Annotated in this window: 18 protein-coding genes and 1 pseudogene; 4 read left to right on the top strand and 15 right to left on the bottom strand. The window is 72.5% G+C overall.

What is annotated here, in order from left to right; genetic code table 11:
• Positions 1–9 precede the first annotated feature (9 nt).
• Genes ACFVX6_RS14080 through ACFVX6_RS14070 form a run of 3 tightly spaced genes read right to left on the bottom strand, consistent with a single transcriptional unit; the run spans position 10 to position 1,645 of the window.
• Complete coding sequence (locus ACFVX6_RS14080; protein ID WP_389691117.1) at positions 10–1,023, bottom strand: ATP-binding protein; 1,014 nt, start codon at positions 1,021–1,023, stop codon at positions 10–12.
• Positions 1,020–1,463 carry a hypothetical protein gene (locus ACFVX6_RS14075; RefSeq protein WP_389691115.1) on the bottom strand — a complete coding sequence of 148 codons (444 nt, stop codon included), beginning with the start codon at positions 1,461–1,463 and terminating at the stop codon, positions 1,020–1,022. Before ACFVX6_RS14075 ends, ACFVX6_RS14080 begins: the two co-directional genes overlap by 4 nt.
• Positions 1,454–1,645 carry a winged helix-turn-helix domain-containing protein gene (locus ACFVX6_RS14070; protein WP_389691113.1) on the bottom strand — a complete coding sequence of 64 codons (192 nt, stop codon included), beginning with the start codon at positions 1,643–1,645 and terminating at the stop codon, positions 1,454–1,456. The genes ACFVX6_RS14075 and ACFVX6_RS14070 overlap by 10 nt, the downstream gene beginning before the upstream one ends.
• A gap of 283 nt (positions 1,646–1,928) precedes the next feature.
• Between ACFVX6_RS14070 and ACFVX6_RS14065 the strand changes: the two genes are divergently transcribed.
• Positions 1,929–2,231, top strand: coding sequence for a hypothetical protein (locus tag ACFVX6_RS14065; protein ID WP_389691111.1), 303 nt, complete (start codon positions 1,929–1,931; stop codon positions 2,229–2,231).
• A 15-nt stretch (positions 2,232–2,246) separates the two neighbouring features.
• Here the strand turns inward: ACFVX6_RS14065 and ACFVX6_RS14060 are convergent.
• Together ACFVX6_RS14060 and ACFVX6_RS14055 are read right to left on the bottom strand one after the other, a co-directional pair.
• Positions 2,247–2,597: pseudogene (locus ACFVX6_RS14060) on the bottom strand (zinc ribbon domain-containing protein); the annotation flags it as partial.
• 88 nt (positions 2,598–2,685) lie between these two features.
• Entirely contained in the window at positions 2,686–3,516 is an 831-nt protein-coding gene (locus ACFVX6_RS14055) for an alpha/beta fold hydrolase (RefSeq protein WP_389691109.1), read from the bottom strand.
• A gap of 22 nt (positions 3,517–3,538) precedes the next feature.
• On the opposite strand from ACFVX6_RS14055, the gene ACFVX6_RS14050 reads away from it, so the two are divergent.
• Positions 3,539–3,715: an ArsR family transcriptional regulator gene (locus tag ACFVX6_RS14050; protein ID WP_389691172.1), complete on the top strand. Its 177-nt coding sequence runs from the start codon at positions 3,539–3,541 to the stop codon at positions 3,713–3,715.
• Here ACFVX6_RS14050 and ACFVX6_RS14045 read toward each other — a convergent pair.
• From ACFVX6_RS14045 to ACFVX6_RS14030, 4 genes are all read right to left on the bottom strand, one after another.
• Positions 3,692–4,399 carry a 4'-phosphopantetheinyl transferase family protein gene (locus ACFVX6_RS14045; RefSeq protein WP_389691107.1) on the bottom strand — a complete coding sequence of 236 codons (708 nt, stop codon included), beginning with the start codon at positions 4,397–4,399 and terminating at the stop codon, positions 3,692–3,694. The genes ACFVX6_RS14050 and ACFVX6_RS14045 overlap by 24 nt on opposite strands.
• The gene (locus tag ACFVX6_RS14040; RefSeq protein WP_389691105.1) at positions 4,396–9,192 is read right to left on the bottom strand and encodes an aminotransferase class I/II-fold pyridoxal phosphate-dependent enzyme; all 4,797 of its coding nucleotides are present in this window, start codon (positions 9,190–9,192) and stop codon (positions 4,396–4,398) included. The genes ACFVX6_RS14045 and ACFVX6_RS14040 overlap by 4 nt, the downstream gene beginning before the upstream one ends.
• Positions 9,193–9,317: 125 nt before the next feature.
• On the bottom strand, positions 9,318–11,534 hold the full coding sequence (locus ACFVX6_RS14035) for an MMPL family transporter (RefSeq protein WP_389691103.1): 2,217 nt from the start codon (positions 11,532–11,534) through the stop codon (positions 9,318–9,320).
• Between the two features lie 149 nt (positions 11,535–11,683).
• Positions 11,684–12,001: a winged helix-turn-helix transcriptional regulator gene (locus ACFVX6_RS14030; RefSeq protein WP_389691170.1), complete on the bottom strand. Its 318-nt coding sequence runs from the start codon at positions 11,999–12,001 to the stop codon at positions 11,684–11,686.
• Positions 12,002–12,008: 7 nt separating this feature from the next.
• On the opposite strand from ACFVX6_RS14030, the gene ACFVX6_RS14025 reads away from it, so the two are divergent.
• Together ACFVX6_RS14025 and ACFVX6_RS14020 are read left to right on the top strand one after the other, a co-directional pair.
• The gene (locus tag ACFVX6_RS14025) at positions 12,009–12,302 is read left to right on the top strand and encodes a hypothetical protein (protein ID WP_389691101.1); all 294 of its coding nucleotides are present in this window, start codon (positions 12,009–12,011) and stop codon (positions 12,300–12,302) included.
• A 141-nt stretch (positions 12,303–12,443) separates the two neighbouring features.
• Positions 12,444–12,944 carry an SRPBCC family protein gene (locus ACFVX6_RS14020; RefSeq protein ID WP_389691099.1) on the top strand — a complete coding sequence of 167 codons (501 nt, stop codon included), beginning with the start codon at positions 12,444–12,446 and terminating at the stop codon, positions 12,942–12,944.
• A 44-nt stretch (positions 12,945–12,988) separates the two neighbouring features.
• Here ACFVX6_RS14020 and ACFVX6_RS14015 read toward each other — a convergent pair whose 3' ends face one another.
• From ACFVX6_RS14015 to ACFVX6_RS13990, 6 genes are all read right to left on the bottom strand, one after another.
• On the bottom strand, positions 12,989–13,843 hold the full coding sequence (locus ACFVX6_RS14015) for a PEP/pyruvate-binding domain-containing protein (protein ID WP_389691097.1): 855 nt from the start codon (positions 13,841–13,843) through the stop codon (positions 12,989–12,991).
• A complete protein-coding gene (locus ACFVX6_RS14010; protein ID WP_389691095.1) occupies positions 13,840–15,546 on the bottom strand; it encodes a PEP-utilizing enzyme in 1,707 nt (568 codons plus the stop codon). The genes ACFVX6_RS14015 and ACFVX6_RS14010 overlap by 4 nt, the downstream gene beginning before the upstream one ends.
• 18 nt (positions 15,547–15,564) lie before the next feature.
• Positions 15,565–16,188, bottom strand: coding sequence for a TetR/AcrR family transcriptional regulator (locus tag ACFVX6_RS14005; protein ID WP_389691093.1), 624 nt, complete (start codon positions 16,186–16,188; stop codon positions 15,565–15,567).
• A gap of 86 nt (positions 16,189–16,274) precedes the next feature.
• The gene (locus ACFVX6_RS14000) at positions 16,275–17,099 is read right to left on the bottom strand and encodes a hypothetical protein (RefSeq protein WP_389691091.1); all 825 of its coding nucleotides are present in this window, start codon (positions 17,097–17,099) and stop codon (positions 16,275–16,277) included.
• Positions 17,100–17,149: 50 nt separating this feature from the next.
• Positions 17,150–17,692: a hypothetical protein gene (locus tag ACFVX6_RS13995; RefSeq protein WP_389691089.1), complete on the bottom strand. Its 543-nt coding sequence runs from the start codon at positions 17,690–17,692 to the stop codon at positions 17,150–17,152.
• 27 nt (positions 17,693–17,719) lie between these two features.
• On the bottom strand, positions 17,720–18,574 hold the full coding sequence (locus tag ACFVX6_RS13990; protein ID WP_389691087.1) for a hypothetical protein: 855 nt from the start codon (positions 18,572–18,574) through the stop codon (positions 17,720–17,722).
• Positions 18,575–18,581 lie beyond the last annotated feature (7 nt).

Here is an 18,581-nt window from a genome sequence, read left to right as displayed (position 1 = left end):
AACGGACCCTCAGGGCGCTGCCCGGCGCAGGGACAGGGCGAAGGCGTAGCTGGTGACGGTGAGGACGATGATCGGCGGCGGGGGCAGGAAGAGGGCGGATATCGCCAGGCCGACGAGTGAGGCGGCGAGGAGCGTCCACCCGAAGGCGGTGCGCCGTTCGACCAATGCCGGGGAGTGTCGGGCGGCGAACAGGGCGAGGAGCGCGCAGGTGATGACGAAGAGGCCCATGACGGAACTCATGCCATGGACGACTTGGAGCGTGGTGCGTTCCAGACCCAGCAGCGTCATGCTCGTTGCCCGCATGGCCGCCGACGAGGCTTCTTCCTGCGGGGTCGGATTGCCCCACGCCGCCGCAGCGGCAAGGGCGAGGTGTCCCGTACCCAGGAGCAAGAAGCCGCCGACCCCCACTGTGAAGGGTCGCAGCGGCTCGGGCTTCTGTCTGAGGACTGAGGGGGCGGTCGCGCTCATCGTGACTCCTTGAGGACGTGCCGGATCACCCTCTACATATGTAGAGGGCCTGATGGGGTCGTACTCTACATCTGTAGAGGATCGGTGGTCGGGGATGCGGGAGCCGGTGTTGGTCACCGTCATGGTGGAGGCGCCGATTCGTACGAGGACGTGGCCGCCGGGGTGGTTGTACCGGACTGCGTTGCTGATCAGGTTCGCCAGCAGGTTCCGCAGCAGGACGGGGTCACCGGGAACCACCAGGGGCGTGCCGGCGCCGGTGTCGATGCGCAGGCCGGCCTCGGCTGCGAGTGGGGCGAACTCGGCGATCACGAGCCGGGCGGTGACCGTGAGGTCCACGGCCTCGGTCTCCTCCAGTCCGCGGTCGCTGCGGGCGAGTAGCAGGAGCGCGTTGATGAGCTGTTCCGCTTCCCGGTTGGCCGTGAACAGGTCCTCGCGGACGTCGGTGAGGCCGCCGGGCAGGGGGTCGGCGAGGCGGTGGAGCTCGTCGTCGGGGCCGGTGAGTGCGAGGCGCTGGTGCAGGTTCTGTTCGCTGATGCGGCGGGCGGCTTCGGTCACGGAGACGACGGGACGCAGTGCCCGTCCGGCCGGCCACCGGCCGAGTGCCCGGCGATTACGGCCATGACGAGGAGGTCGACGGCGGACCAGAGGACCATTTGGCGCAGCGCGGTGTCCTGGACGGCCTGCACGGGTCGGCCGATCTTCTGGAGCATGGCGACATCGCTCGGAGGCTCGGGCCTGCCGTCCGGCCGGGTGGGGTGTACGGGCTCCACGGGGCCCCTGGGGGTTGCCTGGCCACTCGGCATGTCCCCGTAAGTGACCGAGATTCCCTGGACCTGCTGAGCCGTTCCGTAGCGTGCGAGCAGCACGACGAAGGCGAGGAGGAGGATGCCGCTGAGGAGGAAGCGCCCGGAGAAGGCCATGGCCAGGCGGACGCGGAAGGGCAGCCTGCTCAGCAGGGCCCGAGGGTTCGGCAGTGCCCGGAAGTTCAGTCGCACAGCCCAGTTCGCCGCGCAGGCGGCTGATGGTGGTGCAGGACGAGGCTGGTGCGCGTGTCGAGGTGTTCGTCCCAGACGGCGCGGACGATGTCGTCGTGGGCCACCGGTGCTCCGCCGGCCCGCATCAGCAGGCGCAGGACCGCGGTCTCTTTCGGGGAGAGTCCCAGCGGGATTCCGTCCACGGACACTTCGTTATGCGTCTCGTCGAGGGTGATGTTTCCGAAGCCTCGCCCACGAGGAGAGCAAGTGCGTGGTCGTGGTCACCCACTCCCAGCAACTGGCTGCGCAGTCCGATCGAATCCTCGACCTGCGCGAGGGCGAGCTCACAGAGCAGGTGAACGCCCGATGAGGACGTAGGCGTACTGCCGCAACCCCCTCCACACGTTGCCTCACAGCAAGTATCGGATGCACTACCCTCGGTGACAGAAATGGTTGGGGCAAAACGAAAGAGGCAGGTGGACCGGGATGCGCGAGACACGACGCGTGGCGCGGGTACTGGGGGCGTGCGCGGCGGCGCTGACCCTGGCGCTGGCGGCGCCGGGTACGGCACAGGCGGCGGACGGGGTGCTGTTCATCGATCGGGCGCCGGTGCATGACCCGTCCGGCTGCTACCCGTTGGGCGACTTCGCGCCCTCGGAGGTCGCAAACTTCACGGACGAGACCGCCTTCGTGTGGTCGGGACCCCACTGCGACGGGCACGTGACGGGCGCCGTCCTGCCGGGTGAACTCGTCCGCCCCGCCCCCGGCATGAGCCTGTTCATCGATTGACTTCCGCTTCCCTCGCTAAAAGGAGGGGATTCCTACGACGGTCGGCTGACCGTCTCGGCGGGTTCCTGCTTCTTCGCGCTGTGCCGGGGCAGGCCCCGGTCTTACCCGCGCTCGACAGGCTGGCACTGCCGGTCCGGCAGCCTTGGCGATGTTGACCGCCGCGTTGATGTCCCGGTCGAGGACGGCCCCGCACGCCGAGCACGCCCACTCGCGGATGTGCAGGGGCTCGGGCCCGTCCTTGACGCCGCACTGTGAGCAGACCTGTGAGGCCGGCTCGAAGCGTCCGATGAGGTGGAAGCCGCGCCCATACCGGGCGGCCTTGCATTCCGGCATCGTCAGGAACGCCGACCATCCGGCGTCGTGGACGGGAACCGACGTCGCTGCATGAGCCCCTGGACCGTGCCGATGCCGACGCGTTCTCGAGGCGTCGCCGCCGGCCCGGGTGGGGGCCGGGTCACTGGCGGGTCAGGAACGCACGGAGTGCGGCGCCGGTCTCCTTCGGGTGGGTGAGGAGCCCTCCGTGCGCAGCGCCGGCGATGACCGTGAACTCGCCTCGCGGCAGGGCGTCGGCGGCGACCTTGGATGCGTGCGGCGGGAAGTAGAGGTCGTGCTCGAAGCCCAGGACCAGCACGGGGATGGTGAGGTCGGCGAGCGCGGCCATGCGGTGCGGGTCGCGTAGCCACGCTTCGGCTGCGGTGGCCTGGCCCACCTCCCCGTCGGACGAGGTCCAGAGGTCTTCCTGGGCTCCGAGGAGCTCCAGCCAGGTGCGGGTCTGCTCCTCGTCATCGCGCAGGACTGCCGGCGGCAGGCTGGAGAGCAGGGTCTGCAGGCGTGTGAACGCGGCGGGCAGCCGACCGGTCGCAGCGATCAACTCGGCCTCCGCGTCCAGCATCGCGTCGAGGACCCCGGTGACCGGTCCGGCGCCCGCCATGAGCACCGCGGAGGCCACCAGGTCGGGCCGGGTGCGGGCCAGCAGCTCGACGGTGAAGCTCCCCAACGAGTACCCGACCACCGCGGCGCCGGTCAGGCCGAGGGCGTCCATCAGCCCTGCCAGGTCTCCGGCCAGGTCCGCCATCGACCACACCGCCGCGGGGGCGTCGGAAGGGGCGACACCGCGCGCGGCATAGGTGATCACCTCGAAGCCCGCCCGCACCAGGTCTTCGCGGACCCCGCACAGCTCCCATGCCACCGGCGGCATCCCCGTACCGCCTGCCAGCACCACCGGACGGCCCCGCCCGGTTCGCTCGTACGCGATCCGCACCCCGCCCACGACCACCGACTCCACGCGCGCCCCCTGATCCGTGCTGATGGGTCAGGGAAGGATGCCCGCTCCGGAGACAAGAGTCCATGATCTCGTGAATGCCCACCCCTGCGACCTCGCCGCTGCACTCGGCATCTCCCGAACGCGCCTGTCGAACCAGCTCACTTGTCTACGGGACCGCGGCCTGGCCGCAGTGCCGTCACGCCGGTGCCGCGGCCGGTGAGCCTGCCCGTGACCCGGCCGGGGCCGCGAGGACGAGGGCGAGCACCGCGTCTCCCGCCTGCCACGCCATTGCGCGGCGCCGTCCATCCAGGACGGGTGGCCGTAGGCCCAGGATCGCGATGCCCCGCGCGGCGGTCCCGAAGATCCCGGTCCGGTCGGCCTTGACCGCAGCCTCCTTCAGCGCCCAGGCGCCGGCCAGCGCGTCGGGCCGGTCCGTACCGACGAGGGCGAGTTCCCCGGGGGAGAGCACGTGGTCCGCGACCCGCCGTACCGCGTCGGCCGAGGCGGTCTCGCACAGGTCCACTCCGACCGGTTGCGGTGCGAGGGCCGCGGCGACGTGGTGGGCGGTGTGGCTGATGGAGACGTGCAAGGCGGGCACCGGGCTGCCGCCGACGAGGACGTGGGGGCTGCCGTCGTTGCGCGGAAGGATCTCCACGTCGGCCGCCGGGGTGGCGAGGAACTCGCCGACCAGGCGCTTGGCGAGCAGCCGTCCCGCCGCCCACTCTGCCTGCCGCCAGCCCGGCAAGGCCCGGACCACCTGCCGCTCGGCCGGTGAGAGGGGCGCGAGGGGCACAGCCCGGTGGAGGCCGGGGCGCCGGGACACGAGGACCCCGGCCCCGCCCCACCGGTGGACCTGGCCCGGCACGATCGGCGGGAAGACGGTGTGCACGGCTACGGGGCTCACGCGGCGGCGGGGGCGGCCGTGTCCGCATCCAGCTGCCGCAGTTCGCGCTCCAGCGCGGTCACGGCCTGCCGGATCTGGTCGGGCGTGTGGTCACAGGTGACGAAGAAGCGCAGCCGGGCCATTTCCTCCGGTACGGCCGGGTAGAGGATGGGGTTGACACTGATGCCCTGCCGGAAGAGGGCCTCCGCGAGCTTGAGGGTCTTCAGCGAGTCCCCGACGATGCAGGGGACGACCGGCGTGTCGTGACTGTCCCCGACGTCGATCCCCGCCTCGCGCGCCAGCCGGACGAACAGCGAGGCGTTGTACGCGAGACGCGTGACGCGCTGCGGCTCGGTGCGCAGGAGGCGCAGGGCCGCCAGCGAGGCGGCGGTGTCGGCCGGGGTCATGCCGGCGCTGTAGACGAAGCCCGGCACGGTGTAGCGGAGGTACTCGACGACCGCGCGGCTCCCGGCGACGTAGCCGCCGCAGCTGGCCAGTGCCTTGGACAGCGTGCCCGACCACAGATCGACGGCCGAGCGCTCGATGTCGTGGTACTCGCCGATGCCCATGCCCGTCGTGCCGATCGTGCCGATGCTGTGGGCCTCGTCGATCATCAGCAGCGCGCCGTGGCGCCGCTTGACCTCGACGAGCGCGGGCAGGTCGGCGATGTCGCCGTCCATGCTGTAGACGCCCTCGATGACGATGAGCACCCGCCGGTACTGGTCGCGGACCTGGCCGAGCACGGCGTCGAGTGCGGCCGCGTCGTTGTGGGGGAACGGCCGCCGGGTCGCGCCGGAGAGCTTGCAGCCCTGCAGGATGCTGTCGTGGGCAAGGGAGTCGTGGAGGACGAGGTCCCCGGGGCCGACGAGGTGCCCGATCACGGTGACGTTGGTGGCGTGTCCGTTGGCCAAGGTGAGCGCTGATTCGCATCCGAGCCGGTCGGCGAGTTCCGTTTCGAGTTCCAGGTGGAGCGGACGGCTGCCGGACAGCAGCCGGCTGGCGGACACCGACGTGCCGTAGCGCTCGACCGCCTCCTTGGCGGCCGCCTTCACCTTCGGGTCGGTCGCCATGCCCAGGTAGTTGTAGCTGGAGAAGGAGACGAGTTCCCGGCCGTCGACGACCGTCGTGTCCGTCATACCGCCTTCGTGGACCAGGAAGTACGGATTGGCGAGTCCCAGCCCGGCGAGCATACCGATCCGCTCACCGTGGGCGGCGACCTCCGGGAAGCGATCGATCCGCGTGTGCTCCTCCGGCGCGGCCGGGTCGTCCGTCGGCTGGTCCGGGGGCGTCGGGACCACGCCCAGGCGGGGGGAGTCCGCTGCCGCGGGCGGGTCGGGAGCCACCGCGACCGGCGTCAGGTCGGCGGACGTCGCCGGCGGGTTCCCGTCACCGTGTCCGATGCGCTGCCCGGGGACGGCCGTTGCCGCCGTGGCGTCCGGGCAGGCGCTCGTGATCAGCGCGGCGAGCCGGGCGACGGTCGGCCGGTCGGCGGCCCGCTCGTCGAAGGTCCACTGCGGCCACTGCCGGGAGAGGGAGGTGAACAGGTCGGTCAGCATCAGCGAGTCGAATCCGAGGTCGTCGATCAGCAGCTGGTCGTTGCTCAGCTGCTCCACCGGGAAGGCGCTGATCCGGGCCACCTGCGCGAGTACGGCTTCGGTGACCTCGCCGGTGATCTCGTCGGTGACCTCGGCGGCCGCCGCGCGCGGGGCGGGCGTGTCGGCGGGGGCGGCGGCGGGGGCCTCGGACTCCTCGGGGGCCGCGGCCGCGGGTACGGCCGGGGCGGTGGGCACCGGCGCGGGGAGCGTCCCCATGAGACGGGCGAGCAGCTCCGCCTGCTGCTGGACCAGCCGGAGCAGTTCGTCCATCGGGGTGTTCGCCGGGTCGTACGTCGGGGCGTTCATCGAGGTCTCCTCAAGCTGTACGGGTTCCACGGGCTCGACGGACCGCAGGGGCTGCGGCGGGAGGGAGGCGGCGGCGGCGGGGTCCTGCTTCGCGGCGCGCCTGGCCGGCACCCAGTAGGACTGGGTGGCGAGCCCGGCCACGGGCAGGTCCAGCAGGCGGCGGTCCTCCTCGGCGATCAGGGCGCGCGGGTCGACCGGGACGCCCAGGACCGCGAGCCGGGCGAGGGCCAGGGCGAAGGTGCGCCCGCCGTCGGCCACCCCCGCGACGGGGACCACATGGACGTCGCCGGGGTCGGTGAGGTTGCGGCGGACCGAGGTGAGGAGCGAGCTGCCGCCCGTCACCTGGAGGAAGATGCGGGCCCCCTGGTCGTAGGCGGTGCGGACCGCGTCGCCGAAGAGGACCGGCGCGGACGCGTGACGGATCCACAGCTCGCGCAGCCGTTCGGGGTCGGTGCAGACCTCGGCGTTCACGGACGAGACGAACGGCAGGTCGGGGCTGGTGATCGGGCGGGCGGTGAGGCCCGAGCGGATGGTGTCCTCGACGGCGGTCAGGTGCGGCGAGTGGAAGGCGTTGGACACGTCGAGCGTCGCCGTGACGACCCCGGCTTCCGCGCAGGCCTCGCGCAGGGCGGCGATCCCGTGCGGCGTACCGCTGACCACGATCTGTCGCGGCTGGTTGAAGCAGGCGAGCCAGACGCCGTCGATCCCGTTCGTGAGCCGGCGGCAGGTCTCCTCGTCGGTCTGCACGGCGAGCATCCCGCCCGGGAAGCGGGACTCGGCCTGCCGGAGGGTCGCACCCCGGTGGACCAGCAGCCGGATCGTGTCCACGTGGGTGAGCGCTCCGGCGGCCGCGGCCGCGGCGAACTCCCCGGCACTGTGCCCGAGAGCGAGGTCGGGACGGATGCCGCAGTCGGCGAGGAGGCGGGTGGCGGCGATCTGGACGGTACCGAGCAGGGGCTGGCACACCTCGGTGGCGGCGAGCCGCTTCCTGAGCTCCTCGGTGTCGCCGTGGGACCGGGCCTCATCGCCGTAGAGCAGGTCGGCCAGGTCGAAGCCGAGGTCGGTCCGGGCCACGGCGCTGAGTACGCAGACGGCCGAGCGGTAGGCGGGGAACCGAGCGTAGAGGTCCCGCATCATGCCTGGCTGCTGACTGCCCTGACCGGGGAAGAGGAAGGCCACGCGGCGTTGTGCGGCGGGCAGCGGGGCGTCGGCGGCGAAGGCGCCCTCGCCGAGGTCGCCGCGGGCGCCGGCCAAGAGCTGCTCACGGGCGTGGCGCAGCCGCTCGACGAACGCGTCCGTGTCGGCGGCCACGATCGCGAGCCGGGCCGTCAGCGGTTCCCGGGAGCCGAGGGTGTGGGCCACAGCGGCCAGCGGGGCACGGTCCGCCGTGTCGAGTGCGTCGAGTACGTCGCCGATGTGCCGGTCCAGCAGTTCGGCGTTGCCGGCCGAGAGGAGGACGAGGTGGGGTCCGGAGCCTTCGGTGCGGTCCGGGAGGTGACCGGGGGCCGTGTCGGGCTGCCGCTCCTCCAGTACCACGTGGACGTTCGTGCCGCCGAAGCCGAACGAGCTGACGGCGGCTCGTCGCGGTGTGTCGGTGTCCGGAAAGGGCAGTGCGGCGGCGGCGAAGCGCAGGCCGGCGGCGGAGATGGCCAGGTCCGGGTGGGGGGTGGTCTGCGGCTGCGGCACGATCGTCCGGTGGTGGACGACGAGGGCCGTCTTGATCAGTCCCGCGATGCCCGCCGCGGACAGCGAGTGTCCGATCAGGGCCTTGCCCGCGCCGAGGTAGCACAGGGCGGGGTCGTCGTCGGGGTACTCGGTGCGCAGTCGGCGCAGGGCCTCGGCCTCGGCGCGGTCACCGGCTGCGGTGCCGGTGCCGTGGGCCTCCAGGAAGCCCACGGAGGAGGGCGCCACCCCGGCGTCCGCGTAGGCCCGGCGCATGGCGCGCAGCTGGCCTTCGGAGGTGGGGACCAGCGGTCCGGGGGACGCGCCGTCGTTGGCCGAGCCGATGCCCTTGATCACCGCGTAGACGCGGTCGCCTTCGGCCAGTGCGTCGGCCAGCGGCCGTATGACGACGACACCGGCCCCTTCGCCGAGGACGAACCCGTCGGCCTCCGCGTCGAACGGGCGGCACACCCCGGCGGCGGACAGGGCGCGGAGTCTGGAGAAGCCGACCAGGCTGTCGGGGGTGAGGTTGAGGTACACGCCGCCGACGAGGGCGATCCGGCAGCTGCCGGATCGCACCTGGGCGATCGCCTGGTCGAGGGCGACCAGCGAGCCGGAGCAGGCGGCGTCGACGGCGAAGCTGGGACCGCCGAGGTCGAAGTGGCGGCTCACGGTTCCGGCCGCCATGTTGAGGAGGCTCCCGGGCAGGGTGAAGGCGTCGATGGTGCCGAGCTTCCGCGCCCGCTCCTTGGCGGCGTCGGCGGCGTCGGCGGCGTCTGCGGCGTCTGCGGCCTCGGCGCCGTCGTCCGCCGCGTGCGCGTCCTCGGCCAGGGTGATGGCCCGGAGGGGGGCCGCCATGAGGTCCTTGTAGTCGGACACCGACAGTCCGAAGAACACCCCGGTGTTCTCCCTGTCGAAGTCGCCGCGGCCCATACCCGCGTCGGCGAGCGCCTCGCGCGTGACGTCGAGCATCAGCCGGTGCTGCGGGTCCATGGCCCGGGCTCGAGCGGGCGGTACGCCGTAGTGCGCCGCGTCGAAGCGGTCCAGGTCCTCCAGGAAGGCGACCTGGTCGGTGTACGAGGCGTTGGGTGCCGAACGATTGCCCGGCTCGTGGAAGGTTCCGTGGTTCCAGCGTTCCCGCGGGACGGCGGAGAACTGACGCTCCGCGCCCATCAGGAGCTTCCAGTAGGTGCGGATGTCGGGGGCGCCCGGAAAGCGGCAGCCGAGTCCGACGATGGCGATGTCAGTCATGGGTCTTCCTTGTCGTAGCGCCCTGGACGAACGGCGGCCGGGGCTGGGAGGGGCTGGAGGGTCGGGCTGGAGGGTCGGGATGGAGCGGGGGCCGGATCGGATGGGAGAGGGGGAGCGCCTGGTGGTCAGCGGCGCGCGTGGGCGTGGGTACGGACGACGGTGCGGTTCGGGGAGCAACGGCCCGGAGCGCACCGCCTCGCGGGGGCGGGTGGCGGCCGGGTCGCCGGCTGCGGCACCTTGGGCCTCAACGCCTTCGGTGCCCACCAGTTCAGGCTGCCCGCCAGGCGCATGAGCGCCGGTACGAGGACGCCGCGCACGAGCGTGGCGTCGAGGAGGACGCCCAGACCCGCGCCGATGCCGAAGAACTGCAGGAGGGAGACCTGGGAGGTACCGAAGCTCAGGAGGGTGAACGCGAGCAGGGCGCCGGCCGTGGTGACGATGCCTCCCGTCCGGGCGATGCCCGTGACGATCGAGTCGGTGTTGTTCTCCCCGCCGTCGCGCGCCTCCTTGATCCGGGCCAGGACGAACACCTCGTAGTCCACCGAGAGACCGAAGAGGATGCAGAACAGCAGCACCGGCATGGTCGTGCTGAGCGGTCCGGGCGTGAAACCGAGCAGGCCGCTCAGATGGCCCGTCTGGAAGATCCACACCATCGCTCCCAGGACGGCCGTCAGGCTCAGGGCGTTCAGCGCGATGGCCTTGAGCGGCAGGAGCAGGCTGCGCGTGAAGCCGAAGAGCAGCAGGAACGTGGTGACGGTGATCAGGGCGAGCGCCAGCGGAATCCGGTCGCCCACCGTGTCCTTGGCGTCGACCAGGACCGCGGTCGGTCCGCCGACCAGGACCTCGGTGCCCGCCGGGGCGGGGGTCTCGCGGACGTCGTGCACGAGCTGCTGGGCCGCCCGCGAGCGGGGGTCGACCCGCGGCACCACGGAGAGCTGGACCGGACCGTCGCCCTCGGGCCCGGCGACCGGGGAAACCTGGGCGACCTGGGGGAGCGCGGACAGCCTGCGGACGTAGTCCTCCTGCGCCGACTGCGGCGCCGTGCCCGTGACGGAGACGGTGAGCGCGTCGGCGCCCTTCATGTCGAACGCGTCGCGCACCAGGTCACCGGTCTGCCGGCTGGCCGCGCTCGTCGGCAGTGCCCGGTCGTCGGGGGTGGCGAAACCGGCGTGCGCGAACGGCGCGGCGAGGACCACGAGCAGGCCGATCACCGGCAGTGCCGCGAGCAGCGGGCGGCGTACGACGATCCGCGCCAGCCCCTCCCAGAAGCGCGATCCGGAGCCCGTGCGGGCCCGGCGGCGCCACGGCACGGGCCAGGCGTTCACGCGCTTGCCGAGCAGTGCGAGCAGGGCGGGCAGGACGGTCACGGCGCTCACGGCGGCGATGGCCACCACGGCGATGCCCGCGTAGGCGAAGGAACGCAGGAAGTACGGCGGGAACACCAGCAGCGTCGCGAGCGCGGCGGAGACCGTCGCGGCACTGAAGGCGATCGTGTGGCCGGCGGTGCGCACGGTCCGGATGGCGGCCGTCCGTGGCAGGTAGCCGGCGGCGAGCTCCTCGCGGAACCGCGAGACGATCAGCAGCCCGTAGTCGATGCCCAGCCCCAGGCCGAGCGCCGTGGTGAGGTTCAGCGCGAACACGGACACGTCGGTGACGGAGCCGAGGACGCTCAGGACCAGCAGGGTCCCGGCGATGGCGAGGACTCCTATCAGCAGCGGCAGCGCGGCGGCCACGACGCTGCCGAACGCCAGGACCAGCAGGATCAGGGTGCCCGGCAGCACGACGGCCTCGGCCCGCTTGAGGTCGGACTCCGCGATGTCCTGGAGCTCGACGTCGGTGAGCGCCGGCCCTCCCACGTGCACGGTTAGGGCCCCGTCGGGAGCGCCGTCGGCGCCGGAGGCGGTCAGCTCCTCGCTCAGTCGCGCGACCCGCGCACCGAGCTGTTCGCCCTCCCCGGCAACGTGCGCGACCAGCATGGCCGCGTCGCCGACCCGGCTGCGCAGCTCCGCCGCGCCGCCGGTCCAGTACGAGGTCACGGCGCTCACGTGCGGCTGGGCGGCGAGCCGGCGGGTCAGGTCCTCGCCCTCGCTGCGGGCCGCCGGGCTGTCGACGGAACCGTCGCGGGCCTGTGCGACGACGACCAGGTTGGGGGAGGCCCCCAGGCGCTCGGCGGCCACGCGGGCGGCGCGGCTGGACTGGGACCGGGGATCGTCGTACCCCTGCGTCTTCAGCCGGCCGGTGGCCTCCGCACCGAACACGACGGACAGCGCGAGGAACACGAGGGCGGCGAAGAGCACGAGCCCGGGACGGCGGGTCACGAAGACGCCTGCGCGACGGGACATCGGGGTCTCCGATCCGGGTGGAGGTTCGTCCTGCGCTGGTGCAGGACGGTGGATTTCCACCGTGCCCCGGTCGGGGACGGGGCCGTAGCCCCGGCTGTTCGTTACTTGACAGGAGTCATCTTTGCGTCGTCACCTGATCGCTGCTGAGTTCAGGAGCGTTCGATCGGCCCGGACCGATCCCATCCGGGCGCTCGCACGTCGATCGTGAGACCTCCCGCCCCGACCTCCTCGCCGCAGGTCCGGCACGTCGACGTCAGATCGAGGTCGTGCTCGGTGTCGTGCTCGGATCCGGTCCCGCCGCGATGCCGGAAGGCGACCGGGGGAGTGTCGACCGCCCAGCGATCGCCCCAGGCCAGAAGCGCGCGCATCACCGGTGCGAGATCGCGGCCGGCCTCCGTCAGGTGGTATTCGAAGCGCAAGGGGCGCTCGCTGTAGGCGCGGCGCTCGACCACGCCCGCCTCTTCCAGCCAGGGCGTGTGGGGCTACTCGGCGCTGCGCACCGGCCTCGCCATCGCACCGGGACCCTTGCTGGTGCCGCCGGTCGCGTTGCGGGTCGGGCCCGCCGTCGTCGCCAGATTCGGTGCGGGCCGCATCGCGATGGCGGGGACCGTCCTGTTCGCGGCCGGCATCCTCCGGCACGGTTGGTGCGCGGTCGCCGCGGCGTCCCTGCTCGCCGCGTGCGCGACGATCCCGCTCGTCCGCAAGCCGCGACCGGCCGCCGCCACGGAGACCGTTCGCGCCGAGGCCGCGACGGTCGGCGACGCCTGAGGAGCGGGTCCCGTCCGTCGGTGGAGGACGGGACCCGCACGCGCCCGAAGGGTCGCCGCCCCGCCTTGAAGTTACCGAAGGGTAGCCACGGGGTGAGCCGGGGCGGTAGCGTCTGACCTCTTGAAGGTTGAAGGGAGAACCATGCCTCGTACGTTGACGGTGTCCGACAGCATCGTCGTCAATGTCCGTGCCGCAGAGGTCTACCGGCGCGTGTCCGATCCTGCCCTGATGGGTGACTGGAGCCCGGAGAACCTCGGCGCCACCGTGCACGGGGGTGCCCGGGAACCGAGCGTCGGGATGGTCTTCGACGGCCGGAACAAGCGTGGCGCCTTCCGCTGGACCACCCGGTGCACCGTGACGGCGCTCGAGCCGGACCGATTGTTCCGGTTCCGAGTGCATGCCATTGGTGTCACGCGGCCGCGGCTGCCGGGTCCCATCGCCACTTGGGAGTACCGCTTCGAGCCCGTCCCGGAGGGGACCCGGGTGACCGAGACGTGGACGGACGACCGCCGGTCGTGGCCGGACTTCGTGGCGAACGCCTTCGACCGGGTGGCGACAGGCGGAAGCGTCTTCGCCGATTTCCAGCGCAGGAACATCGGTACGACCCTGCGCAACCTCAAGAAGGCTTTGGAAACCGGCTGAAACGCCATCGCCCCGAGCCGAGGAGGGGGGCGGCGGCGCAGGGGTCAGTGCGGGGGCGCGGCCCCGGTCATCGGCCGGCGCTGGAGCAGACGGAGGCGGTCGGCGACGAAGGCCCACTCCAGGTCCTGCGTCCCGCCGAAGACCTGCTCGCAGCGGGCGGTGAGTTCTCGCAGGCCCTCCAACCGCGTCTCGTCGAGGCAGAGTCGGTGGATTCGGTCGGCGGGAACCGGGACCTGGCTCGTTCCACCGGCCGGCGCGGGCTCCACGGCCAGGTCCTTCACGCCCGCCGTGCGCTCGATCACCCGGCCGTCGCGGCGGACCCGGTAGTGATCCGGTACGACCAGGCCGCCGACCACGGCTTCGCCCAGGCCCCAACTCGCCTCGATCACCAGGACGTCGGAGCCGTCGAGGGGGTCTCGGGAGAACAGGACTCCGGCGCACTCGGGTACCACCAACTCCTGGACCACCACTGCCACTCTGGGCAGGCCGGGCAGTCCGAGCCGCTCGCGGTAGGCGAACGCGGCGGCCGAGTGCGCCGAATCCCTCACCTTGCGGACCGCCTCGGTCAGAGCGTCCGGACCCCGTACGTTGAGGCAGGTGAGGTGCTGTCCGGCGAAGCTCGCCGCGGCCGAGTCCTCGCCCAGCGCGGACGAACGCACGGCCAGGGCACCGCCCTGCAAGTCGTCGGTCGACAGGTGCAGGGCGGCGAGCGCCTCGTCGTCGCCTGCTGCGACGGCGTCGACGAACAGCCATTCCAGGGCGATTCCTTCCGGTACCGGCAGACCCGCCCGGGCGGCGGCCGCGAGCTGCGAGGTCTTGCCGCCGTACCGGCTCTCGTCGGTGGCCAGACGGAGCGGTACGGGGGCGGACCACGTGCTCGGCGACAGGGGACCCGTCATCGGACCACCGCCGCCTCTCCGGCCCGGCCGTCGACCCGCACCCGGGCGCCGTCGGGTATCACCGCCGTGGCATCCGTGCATCCGACGACGCCGGGGATGGCGAACTCCCGGGCGACGATGGCGGCGTGGGAGAGCGCCCCGCCGCGATCGGTCACGATCGCGCCGAGCAGCGGCAGGACGATGTTGAAGGCCGTGGTGGTAGCGTCGGTGACCAGGACGTCGCCGGGCTGGATGCGGTCGAACTCGGGCACGCCGCTGATCACCCGTGCCGTGCCCTCGTACACGCCCGGGCTCGCGCCGAGCCCGTGCACGGTCCGCCCCTCGGTCCGGGCTGCCGGGTTGGCGAACATGGCGAAGACCACGGCGCCGAGGGCGCGTTCCAGGCGTGCCGCGGCGGGCGGCAGCCAATCGGGCGGCAGCGGGTCGCCCGGCGGTGGACCCAGCATCGGCGGTGCGTCCGCGTACCGGGCGTGGTCGCGGTAGTGCGCCCGGGCGGCGAGTTCTGCGGCGTCGGGCCCGGCGCCCGTACGGACCAGGGCGCGCAGCTCGGGGTAGCCCGCTTCGGCCAAATGGGCGGGTGTGTGGATCCGGCCCTGCTCGGTGAGCCGCCGGCCGGCCGCCAGGATGGCGCGCCGGGTGAGGCCGATGGCAGGCAGGTCCGCGCACGACCCGCGCTCGTCGCGCAGCCGGGAGACCAACCGCGCCTCGGCGAGCAGCTCGTCGAAGCGGGAGCGGTGCGCGGCGGGTACGGCGTCGCGAAGGTCGGCCGCCGCGTCGGCGCGTTGGTCGGCGGCGGCGTTTGCCGGGGGCCTCGTCGAGGAGGAGACCGCCGAGCGAACGGCCGCGAGCACGACGGCGGGCAACTCCGCCACGCAGGGATCGCCCACGTCCTCGCCATTGACGGGGCGCCAGCCCACCGTCGCCAGGTATTCGGCGAGGGCGGTGCTCGTACGTCCCGCGACGGCCCCCAGCGCCGCCAGCAGCTCCTGGGGTTGCATGGGGGAGGCGAGCAGCTCGCCCGCCCGGGGGTCCGCGGCTACGGCGGCGGCCAGCTCGGCCAGTTCCTCCCGGTCCGCCAGCGGGTCGGGGCTCGATCCGGCCAGCGGGGCCAGGATCTCGCCGGTGGTGCGCCCGGTCCACTCCTGACAGTGTGCGAGGAGATCGCCCATCGGCAGCAGTGCCGGCATGTTGAACAGGTGGTGCAGGTAGCCGGCTCGGCGTTGATGCTCCCGGCATCGGTCGAGGTACGCGAGCAGACTGCCGGTATCGAGGAGGCCGGGCTCGACCTGCTGGAGTGCGCGCCGCTCGCTCCGTAGCCCGGGTTTGACCTCCTCGTCCCAGCGGCGCAGGTCTTCGCGCCACAGCTTGCGCTCGAAGACGGTCGCACTGGTCGCGAGCCTGGTGCGGATCTCGGGATGATCGGCGGCAAGGCGTTCCCAGACCTCCCTCGGCGGGTGGTCCGTGGCGTCAGGCGGGGCTCCCAGCGGCTGGGGGTGGTAGTAGCAGAAACCGTTGACGAAGGCCCAGTCCAGCCGTTCGAGCAGTGACCCGTACCGGCGCAGGCCCTCTCCGAAGCCGCGGTGCATCTCCTCGACGAAGATCTCGGCGTGGAACCTGGTCACCGGGCGGGTGAAGTGGGTCGGGTCCAGGAACCAGGTACCCGGCCCCGGTGGAGCGAAAGTGCGTTCCGTGGCGATGCTCATGGCTCTCCTCCTCGCCGGTCATCTGCCCGGGTCGCGCAGCGGACCGTCAGGGTCGCGCCGCAGCTCGTCCGTGAGCACCCGCACCGCCCAGGCGGCGGCCGTGCCGGCCTCCGCCCCGTCGAGCCCCGCCTGTAGCCGCATGGCCTGCCAGGCCGGGGCGCTCACCAGCAGGTACAGCACGGCGACCGCGCGGCGGCGGGCTACCGGGTCGGCCTCCGCCGTGAGCTCGGCCAGTGCCGCCTCCACCGAGTGGAACCGGTGCCTGCGGCCCTGCTCCCGCAGCGGCCGGGCCGCCTTGGAGTTCAGCATGGCGAGGATCAGTGGCGCGTGCTCGTCGTACGAGCGGTAGAGCTCCGGCGCCACGCGGCGCAGCCCGTCCAGGGTGTCCGGGTAGGACTGCGTGAGCACGTGCAGATTCTCCTGGGCCCACCCGCTCCAGGCCGCGAAGAGCGCCTCCCTGGTCGGGAAGTGCCGGTAGACGGTGCGTACGGCGACGCCTGCGCGCTCTGCCACGAGCGGGATGGTCAGCTCCTGGACGCTTTCGTCGGCGATGGCCTCGGTGAGCGCGGCGAGGATCAGCTGCCGGGTCTGCTCAAGCTGCCCGGCACGCAGCGGACTCTCGTACGCGCGCTTCTCTTTCATGGCACGTCGACAGTACTCTAATTCACGCCAAAGCGTCAAGAAATGGCACAAATATCACCACCGTCATGGTGGTACCCGTGCGGAGCTCAGCGGCCGAAGGTGTCGATCCCTTCCACGAGCCAGTGCCCGTCGCGCTCCACCAGGTCGAGGGCGAGCATCGCGCCCGCGTACACGCCTTGGTTCTCGGGGCTCTGCTTCTCGGTCCCCGCCGTACTCACGCTGCTCTGGTCGGCGTAGACCAGGACCCGTGCCCGGTCGCCGTCGATCCGCTCGACCGCGCTGTCCGTGACAGCGGTGGTGATCACCGTCTTCTCCTTCTCGGCCTGGGCGAGGACGTCACCGAAGAGCGCCCGGTGCTGGGTGACGGCCTTGCCCGTGAGCAGGGTCTTCGACGCGCTCTCGAAGGCGGCGGGCTTCGCGTGGTCGTAGGAGAAGAGGGAGGCGACGGCCTTGGCGGTCTGCCCCTTGATCTCGCTGGTACGGGCGAGGTCGGTGAGCGCGGTGTTCGCGCGCACGGGATCGTTGCGCAGCGCGGAGGCCCGGCTGTGGGCGAATCCGGCGAAGGCGCCGAGGAGGACGGTGAGCGTACAGAGGATCAGGAGGGGGGCGAGGTATTTCCTTCCGCCCCCGTCCGTGCCGGCCACCCCGGCCACCCCGGCCCCTTCGGCCCTTTCGGCCGACTCCGGCGGCTCCTGCCGCTTCGCGTCGGAGGTCTTCCGCTTGCCTGCCGCCTTCCCCGTCGGTGTCCGGGGCGGCCCGGGCACGGGCAGGAGGCCCAAGGGGGTGCGGGACGCGTTGCCGAAGGCCTCCTCCGAGCCGGTGTCGTCGGTCGCGCGCGCCGCGGGGACCGTCGGGTTGCCGACGGCCTGACGGCGGCGCTGGCGGTTGATGAGGTGGCGGGTCGTCGACATCGTGCGTGTCCTCTCGGGTGCGGGCGGCATTCGCGGTACGGCGCGGCCGGTCAGCCGGACGCCGTGCCGCCCACGGGGGCCTGACCCAGTGCGCTGAGCTTCCAGTGGCCCCCGGTACGGGTCAGTTCACCGAGCATGCGGCTGTCCTTGTCGCTGCTCTTGTCGTCGGCCGCCTTCACCGTGATGCGCAGGGCGACCAGCACCCTGGCCCGCCCTGCGCGGTCGTCCAGCTCGGTGACGGCGCCGGACAGCACCCGGGCCGTCGTCACGGTCTTCGCCGCCTTGACCTGATTGGTGAACTCCGCTCGTCCTTGCACGAGTTGGTCGTGCAGGTCGCCGGTCGTGGACGACTCCCACAGGTCGAGGCCCTGGTCCACCTTGGCGTGGTCGAGGGTGTTGAGGTTCTGCACGGCCTGCTCCGCCGCCGTGAGGGCCTGGTCGCGCTGGACGGCGTACGCGGCGGACTCGTCATGGCTTGCCCCGTACCAGTCCTGGGCCGCCCACGCGGCGAAGCCGCCCGTGAGGAGGGTGAGCCCGAGGGCGGCGGCCAGGATCGGCCGGGTGCCCGTGCGGGCGCGGACCGTGCGTGTCATGGGGTGCTCCCTTCTCCCGCTCATCTCTCAGCGGGCCTTGATGTCGACGATCTGCCACCGGTCCCCGTGGAACTGCGCGGTGACGGTGAGCTGGGCCGCGGCCGAGGTGGTGGCACCCTCGTCCCGCCGTGAGGTCTGGTCGAGGAGGACCAGCAGCCGAGCGGTGTTCCCGTCCAGCTCGATCACCCCGGTACGGACGGCCTGCGTGCTGAGGGTGATCTTCTGCGTCTCCAGGTTCGTGCGGAGCTGGGCGAACAGCTCGCCGTACTGCCTGGAGGCCCGCCCCGCGAGGACCGACCGCGCCGATCGCTCGGTGGCGTCGGCGCCGGTGGGGGTGTAGGAGAAGATCCTGGCCAGGCCGTCACTGACCTCGCCGCTCACCCGATCGGTTGCCGCGGTGTCGGTGAGGGCGCGGTTCTGGGCAGATGGCGTGGAGCGCAGGTGGTGCGCGCCGTAAAAGAAGGCACTTCCGCCCAGGAGCAGGACGGCGAGGGCTGCCACGAAGGCCGCCGTGTGCCACCGGCCGCCGAAACGGGAGCCGGAGCCGAAGCGGGGGCCGAATCGGGAGCCGGATCCGGAGCCGGACTCGCGCAGATCCGCGTCGTCGTGGTCGTCGGAGTCCCCGCCGCCCTCGCCCGCGGCCTCCGCGCGGTCCTCGGCCTCGTTCCCGCTCTCGGCGGTCGTGCCCGTCCCGCCCGCGGCGGTGGGTCCGGTCGGTTCCACCTCGGTGTCGGCCGGTCCCGATGCGTCGCGGTCGGCCGGATCCTTCCCGCCGGAGCCGGCCGCCGCGCCGTTCGATCCCGCCGCCGTGTCCTCTGCGACAGGCTCCTGCGCCACCTCCGGCGCCCGGGCCTCCGCGCGTCTGTCCGTCGTCTTCCGCAACAGCCGT

The sequence above is a fragment of the Streptomyces sp. NPDC058289 genome (assembly GCF_042880975.1).
GTDB lineage: Bacteria > Actinomycetota > Actinomycetes > Streptomycetales > Streptomycetaceae > Streptomyces > Streptomyces stoeckheimensis.
Note: the sequence above shows the minus strand (reverse complement) of the source record. Positions and strands in the feature narration are given on the sequence as shown.

What these genes read in the sequence shown, in the direction of transcription:
- ACFVX6_RS14065 (WP_389691111.1), top strand. Translation starts at nt 1,929, where the DNA reads ATGCGCGAGACACGACGCGTGGCGCGGGTACTGGGGGCGTGCGCGGCG.
- ACFVX6_RS14050 (WP_389691172.1), top strand. Translation starts at nt 3,539, where the DNA reads ATGGGTCAGGGAAGGATGCCCGCTCCGGAGACAAGAGTCCATGATCTC.
- ACFVX6_RS14040 (WP_389691105.1), bottom strand. Translation starts at nt 9,192, where the DNA reads ATGACTGACATCGCCATCGTCGGACTCGGCTGCCGCTTTCCGGGCGCC.
- ACFVX6_RS14035 (WP_389691103.1), bottom strand. Translation starts at nt 11,534, where the DNA reads ATGTCCCGTCGCGCAGGCGTCTTCGTGACCCGCCGTCCCGGGCTCGTG.
- ACFVX6_RS14020 (WP_389691099.1), top strand. Translation starts at nt 12,444, where the DNA reads ATGCCTCGTACGTTGACGGTGTCCGACAGCATCGTCGTCAATGTCCGT.
- ACFVX6_RS14015 (WP_389691097.1), bottom strand. Translation starts at nt 13,843, where the DNA reads ATGACGGGTCCCCTGTCGCCGAGCACGTGGTCCGCCCCCGTACCGCTC.
- ACFVX6_RS14010 (WP_389691095.1), bottom strand. Translation starts at nt 15,546, where the DNA reads ATGAGCATCGCCACGGAACGCACTTTCGCTCCACCGGGGCCGGGTACC.
- ACFVX6_RS14005 (WP_389691093.1), bottom strand. Translation starts at nt 16,188, where the DNA reads ATGAAAGAGAAGCGCGCGTACGAGAGTCCGCTGCGTGCCGGGCAGCTT.
- ACFVX6_RS14000 (WP_389691091.1), bottom strand. Translation starts at nt 17,099, where the DNA reads ATGTCGACGACCCGCCACCTCATCAACCGCCAGCGCCGCCGTCAGGCC.
- ACFVX6_RS13995 (WP_389691089.1), bottom strand. Translation starts at nt 17,692, where the DNA reads ATGACACGCACGGTCCGCGCCCGCACGGGCACCCGGCCGATCCTGGCC.